Annotated in this window: 7 protein-coding genes; 2 read left to right on the forward strand and 5 right to left on the reverse strand. The window is 54.6% G+C overall.

The features are described from left to right. The 4 genes from HQL65_15045 to fliJ form a co-directional block, all read right to left on the reverse strand. On the reverse strand, nt 1-695 hold a 695-nt coding region (locus tag HQL65_15045; protein MBF0137551.1), incomplete at its 3' end, for a flagellin FliC. A gap of 581 nt (nt 696-1,276) precedes the next feature. Continuing rightward, nucleotides 1,277-1,453 (reverse strand): hypothetical protein, encoded by a 177-nt coding sequence (locus HQL65_15050; protein MBF0137552.1) that lies wholly within the window; start codon nt 1,451-1,453, stop codon nt 1,277-1,279. 1,080 nt (nt 1,454-2,533) lie between these two features. Next, nucleotides 2,534-3,040, reverse strand: coding sequence for a hypothetical protein (locus tag HQL65_15055; protein MBF0137553.1), 507 nt, complete (start codon nt 3,038-3,040; stop codon nt 2,534-2,536). A gap of 57 nt (nt 3,041-3,097) precedes the next feature. After that, entirely contained in the window at nt 3,098-3,535 is a 438-nt protein-coding gene (gene fliJ / locus HQL65_15060) for a flagellar export protein FliJ (protein MBF0137554.1), read from the reverse strand. 276 nt (nt 3,536-3,811) lie between these two features. Here fliJ and cysM point away from each other — a divergent pair, with 276 nt between their 5' ends. Next, nucleotides 3,812-4,699, forward strand: coding sequence for a cysteine synthase CysM (gene cysM / locus HQL65_15065; protein ID MBF0137555.1), 888 nt, complete (start codon nt 3,812-3,814; stop codon nt 4,697-4,699). A gap of 15 nt (nt 4,700-4,714) precedes the next feature. Here the strand turns inward: cysM and HQL65_15070 are convergent, their stop codons facing one another. Then, on the reverse strand, nt 4,715-5,458 hold the full coding sequence (locus HQL65_15070; GenBank protein ID MBF0137556.1) for a ParA family protein: 744 nt from the start codon (nt 5,456-5,458) through the stop codon (nt 4,715-4,717). Between the two features lie 179 nt (nt 5,459-5,637). Here HQL65_15070 and HQL65_15075 point away from each other — a divergent pair, with 179 nt between their 5' ends. Next, entirely contained in the window at nt 5,638-5,940 is a 303-nt protein-coding gene (locus tag HQL65_15075) for an RnfH family protein (protein MBF0137557.1), read from the forward strand. The last annotated feature ends 109 nt before the right edge of the window (nt 5,941-6,049 follow it).

A 6,049-nucleotide genomic window follows, 5' to 3' on the forward strand; every position in this document is an offset into this window, starting at 1 on the left:
ATCCGTGACCGGGCTGCCGATGTGTTTTCCGACATGTTCTGCAAGTTGTTGATGACCGACTCGAACCGGTTTTGCAGCGAACCGAGTGTGGCACGTATGCTGGCCACACTCGATATGGCCGAATCCAGGGTTGTGATCGCCGACATGGCCGCCGATCCATCACCAGCTATGGTGGCCATGGTCGAACACAAGGCCACGGCAGATGCACACCCGATGGTCACCGACAATTGTTGCCCGCTGTACGCCCCAACCTGAATTCCCATGGCGGTAAACGAACCGGTCAACAAGTTCATGCTGTTGAATTTCGTATTCTTGGCAATCCGATCCACTTCCGACAGGAGTTGGGTAAACTCCGAATTCAAACTGCTGCGATCTGTTGTTGTCAGGGTTCCATTGGCAGCCTGTACTGCCAACTCCCGCATCCTTTGCAAGGCGTTTGTGGTCTCATCCAGCGCACCCTCGGCAATCTGGATGGCCGAAATGGCATCATTGGTGTTGCGCACGGCCATGTTCATGCCGCGCACTTCCGCCGTGAACCTGGCCCCTATCCCCAACCCTGCGGCATCGTCCGCTGCCCGGTTGACCCGCAAACCAGACGCCAGACGTTCAAAAGTTTTGCCAAGCTTCAGACTGCTCTGACTCAATGATCGCTGGGCATTCAGCGATGCCACATTGGTCACCAATGATATCGACATCTCCAACACTCCTCCATGACAGGAAATTCACCGCATCATGAATTTCCTTAAGCACCCTTCCCTGGATCCTGGTGGGTTGTTCTTTTGCAAGGGTCAACCCCAACCCTTTTGTCTTGGCACCTGATCCATCCTGGATCACGTCACCACACCCTCACATCCTCTGCCAGACACGCCCATCGATACCCTGCAACATCAGTTCATATTCACCCCTTGACATCCTCATTCCCGTGGTCTGCCCCCGACCACTTTGCAATCGCCTCCCCGCCTCGATTTCATTTCATTCGTGCCAATCCACCCGTTCAATCCTCGCTCTGCCTGCGGCCCGACACTCCCGGCGATGGTCCCGGTGAGACTCTCTCCCGGCCTGTAAAAAAAAGCTGCTTTCTGCCACTTCCTGTGGCCATAGACATCCCTTTTCCATGGCCGGAATCCTCCTGATTCCGTCCCTCCCTGGATCATGCCCGCCGACCTGCCAGCCCGGCATGCTCCGGCATCTCCCTGTGCCGCTCCCGACCGCACGATTATCTTATATTTTCTTGCAAAACTCCTGTATTCCCCGTCATGCTCAAGCCCGGATCCTCCTAGCGCACCAGTTCCCGGCGGTTTCCAATCCGGTGGACCGGCTCATCCAGTATTGTTTCAATGACAGGAACCAGGGCAATCCCCTCGACTCCATTACGTATGTATCGCCTCGGCTCCCACGGCTGCCTTTGCACCGCAAACCGGATGGCCTTCAACCTCCTTGCACTGATATTCATGAGCAGAATCCTTTCCAGTACTGCCACACCATTCGTAAAATAACCAATTAATAAATCAGATCAACCTCTTGACATGCTAAAAACCTGCATCGGACCAATCCTGCTCAATGCGGACTTCTCTGGTAACCATTCAGCACCCTTTCAGGAAAAGCCTGGACGGTCTGCTTTTGCCAGGTTTCACGTCCGGCATCGCCTTCCCGGGTCATGACTCTCCCCACGCCCGGTCTGCTCCTGCCAGGTTTCACGCCCGGCATCGCCTTCCCGGGTCATGGCTCTCCCACACCCGGTCTGCACTTGCCTGGCATCCCTTCGGTCAAGACCCGATCACCTCACAGTCAATTCAACTCCCGGCCTTTCAAGCCAGGAACCCATGAATGCCGCTGCATCACGACTGTATGCACTCCTGGGCAGGATCATGATTGATGTGATTTGATCCGGCATCTTCAGCATGAACCACTTTTTACGTTTGGAAACAGACGATCCAGATTCCGGATTTGCATGCGCTGCCCAATCGGCAAACCTGTTCCCGCCTGCCTGGCGGAACAGATCCGCATGATTGACACAAATCCCGGAAATGTGAGACTCAATGCATGGGGGGACAACTCTTTTTCGCATCGAGCATTCCGTATTGACAAACTTGAATCATTCAGAAAAGACATGAGTGTACCTCCGACGCGCAAAACTTCCCTGGAAATTTTGCAGTTTTCATCCCTGCCTGGAGGTGAACTGTTCATTTTAAAGGGCCAGTCCAACCCTTTCAGAATCCGGACGCAGATCTTCCTGATCCCGTCCAACCACCGATTCCATTGTAAAGTCTCAGCAAATCCTGTCCAGAATTCAACATCCCCTGCCTGTTCGGGTTGTTCCGTCCTGCAATTGATTTATCGGCAACCCACTGTCACACCATGAACACTTTTTCCAGCCTGCCGGTTTTTGGAGAACCAAGACATCCTGCCAGAAACCCGGGCAACAGATCCGTCACCGTGAAGCCGGTGTCAGACCCATCACCGTCAAGCTTACAACATGTATCGGTGCCGGTGCCGACAATCTTGAACATTTTTTGCAGTGCGCGTTCATTTTTCAACGCTTGCCGCCGCGCCGGTCAACCGCCGTAATCCCCAATCCATCCGCCAATTCCGCCGCCGCCGGGGCATCCATCTTGCCCAGAACCTTGGCCGCCACCTTTTCCTTCATGACCTTCAATACCTTCAAGGCCACCTTGCGATCCAGCTTTTGCAGACGTTCCGCCGCCGCCCGCGTCTTCATGCCGGAATAGATCTTGGCCAGTCGCGCAATATTCTCTTCATTCTGTTTTTTCTCTTCTGCCAAATCATTTTCAATGGAGGTGCGCAGCCCCTCCAGGGCCGTAACCCGCTTGCCGAGCCGCTCCTCCATTTGCTTCAACTCTGTCTCTTTGGCATCCAGCACCCGACTGCGTTCCTCCAGCTCCAGGCGACGCTTTTCCAGCGAGTCCAACAATTGAATTGGATCCTTGAGCGGATTGACCGCTTCATTGGCAGCCCAGCCAGGAGCAACCAGGAACAGCCAAACCAGTAACCCTGACAGACAGCGGATTGTATTTGTCATCCGGAATCCCCTGTTCAATGGACCAACTCCTCATCCCATGCCCGGCGCTGAAAACAGTCAGGGAGCATCCTTGAACTGCATCAGGCCAATCGCGTCTAACTCTTTATTTTCAATATGCAACTTCTCAGAATTGAGCCTTTCACCCTCTTTTTCCTGGAGCTTTTCGGTCTTCTTGAGCTGAACCCGGACCGCATGCCAGGCATCCCGGGACTTGCTCACTTCCTCCCGCGCCTGCTGAATGCTGACCTGCAACCGCCGCCGCCGCACCATCTGTCCACGGAAAAAATTTTCATATATGGCCGGAGAGACACGCAATGAACCCGACACCTGCAACTGCCGCACCTCTTCCCGGGCCTGTTCGGTCTCCTGATCGATCTTCTGCAACCGCATCCGCAACCCCTCCATCCAGGCCAAATTGCGTGAATAAACCATGGCTTCGGTCTCTTCCTGGATCCGTCGCAACTCCACCAATCGGGAAAAACGATTCACTGCCATATTCTGCAACCCATCCATTCATGACATGCCGCACATCACCCGGATCGAAAAATTCAATAAGAGGCTGTCTATTCACTTTCGGATAAAAAAAATTGGAAAGGAAGATTTTATTGGGGCTCCGCCCCAAACCCCGCCAGGAGGAAGGGCACAGCCCTTCCTCCTGGACCTCCATCCCAGTTTTTTATTCTTTTTTTTTCGGAAATTATCATGTTTTTTGACAGCCTCTCATGTTGACGGAATGGGAATGGAATCGTACAGGGTAGGGGAGAACAAGTCGTGGCAAATCTGGATGCATGCATTGGTGGAACGCCCCTGGTCGATCTGGACCGATTGTCTGCGCCATTTCCGCAGGTGCGCATTCTGGCGAAACTGGAAGGCAACAATCCGGGGGGATCAGTCAAGGATCGTGCGGCGTTGGGCATGATCCTGGGTGCGGAGGCTCGCGGGGAGCTGCGCCCGGGTGTCCGGATCATCGAGGCGACCAGCGGCAATACAGGCATTGCCCTGGCCATGCTTGCTGCCCGGCGTGGATATCCGCTGACCCTGATCATGCCGGAGAGCATGACCATCGAACGTCGCGCCACCATGGCGGCCTATGGAGCGGATTTTGTCCTGACACCCGCCGCCGCGAGCATGGAAGGCTCCATTGACCGGGCGCGTGACATGGTGGCGCAGGGCGAGGGCATCATGCTCGATCAATTTTCCAACCCGGACAACTGGGGCATCCATCAGCGGACCACCGGCCCGGAAATCTGGCGGGATACCGATGGCAAGGTGACCCATTTCATCAGTTCCATGGGAACCACGGGTACCATCATGGGGGTATCACGGGCACTGAAAGCCCGCAATCCGGAAATCCAGATTATCGGCGTGCAACCGGAAGAAGGGGCCAAAATTCCGGGTATTCGGCGTTGGCCCGCAGCCTACCTGCCCAAAATATTCGATTCCCGGCGGGTGGATCGCGAAATGGATGTCTCCGAGGCGGAATCCCTGGAAATGGTCCATCGCCTGGGCAGGGAAGAGGGAATCTTTGCCGGCATCTCTGCCGGGGGTGCCGTGGCGGCGGCGGTCCGCCTGGCCAAAGAGTGTACGACCCCGGCCTGTATTGTCGTCATTCTGCCTGACCGGGGTGATCGTTACCTCTCCATGAATCTGTTCAAGTGAGGCGTTGTCTGGATTTTATAATTTTCTTTCCTTGATTTCCCGCCACAGGGACCGGAAAGCGTCGGCCTCCGGGGAGGTGCGGGCGTAGGTGAAGATGGGTGCCCGCTTGATGCCCATGGATTCGATGACGTTGGAGTCCGGAATCATGGATTTGAGAAAAATGGGGTGTTGCTCCAGGACGTTCCGGGTCACGACCTGATGGATGGGTTTGTTCAGGTTGACCTGATTGAAAAACGGGGCGACACGGAGTTTTTTTGTGCGACGATTCAACAAAAACTGCACAAGTTTGTTGTACGCCCGCAGAGAGAGCGTGGAGGGGATCAGGGGAATCACCAGAACGTGGGATACCCGGAACACGTTTTCCGCCACCAGCGACAATCCCGGAGGACAATCCAGGAAAATGTGGTCGTATTCGTGCGCCAAAAGCTTGAGAATACGGGCAAATGTCTTGACCGGGTCGTTTTTGTCGTGCAGATACTGGTCCAGATGGCGATAGGAAATATCGGCGGGCAGCAGATCCAGATTGGGATAGCCGGTCGTGCGCAAATACTCTTCCAGGTCGGGCTTGCTTTTCAGGATGGCTTTGGCACCGCCCTTGATTTTTGGTTTGACACACAGGAAAAAGCTGGTTCCTCCCTGAGGGTCCAGATCCCAGATGACAGTTCGCACTCCTTCCGCAGCGGAAAGATAGGCCAGATTGACCGTGTTGGTGGTTTTTCCCACACCGCCCTTGAAATTGTAGACAGAAAAAATTTTCATGACGCTTTGCTGTTCCCCTGTTTCTGACCCGGTGAATCCCTCCTTATCCCCCATCGCCAAGATAAAGGCAATGGCCATTGAAAGGGAACTCTCCATGGTGTTATCGTGCAGCGAATTCAGTCCGATGGTGCAAGAGATGTCATAAAAATTGTCTCAAGAAGGGCCAAAGAGAGGGTTCCATGCGCATTGCTGTTGCCTATGCTGAAGCCAAACGCCAGGTGTTGACCGAATTTGATATTCCGGAAGGGACCACGGTGGGGGATGCCATCAATAAATCCGGCATCCTGGGAAAATTTCCGGAAATCGACCTCACCACCAATAAAGTGGGCATTCACGGCAAAATCGCCGCAACCGACCAGGTGTTGCAGCAAGGGGATCGGGTGGAGATATACCGTCCGGCCATGGGCAAGCCGCCCAAAAAAACCCGTGATGCCGCCAAAAAGACCACAGAGGATGACGATACCGGCACGGATGAAACCTGAATTCCCGGCTGAATTTCTGGCTGGGTTCCAGGCTGACATTCAGGGCGGGTCTTTGGCTGGGTTCCAGGCTGACATTCAGGGCGGGTCTTTGGCTGGGTTCCAGGCTGAG

The organism is Magnetococcales bacterium, from assembly GCA_015228935.1.
Classification (GTDB): domain Bacteria; phylum Pseudomonadota; class Magnetococcia; order Magnetococcales; family DC0425bin3; genus HA3dbin3.

What these genes read in the sequence shown, in the direction of transcription:
- HQL65_15050 (MBF0137552.1), bottom strand. Translation starts at nt 1,453, where the DNA reads ATGAATATCAGTGCAAGGAGGTTGAAGGCCATCCGGTTTGCGGTGCAA.
- fliJ (MBF0137554.1), bottom strand. Translation starts at nt 3,535, where the DNA reads ATGGCAGTGAATCGTTTTTCCCGATTGGTGGAGTTGCGACGGATCCAG.
- HQL65_15075 (MBF0137557.1), top strand. Translation starts at nt 5,638, where the DNA reads ATGCGCATTGCTGTTGCCTATGCTGAAGCCAAACGCCAGGTGTTGACC.
- HQL65_15070 (MBF0137556.1), bottom strand. Translation starts at nt 5,458, where the DNA reads ATGAAAATTTTTTCTGTCTACAATTTCAAGGGCGGTGTGGGAAAAACC.
- HQL65_15055 (MBF0137553.1), bottom strand. Translation starts at nt 3,040, where the DNA reads ATGACAAATACAATCCGCTGTCTGTCAGGGTTACTGGTTTGGCTGTTC.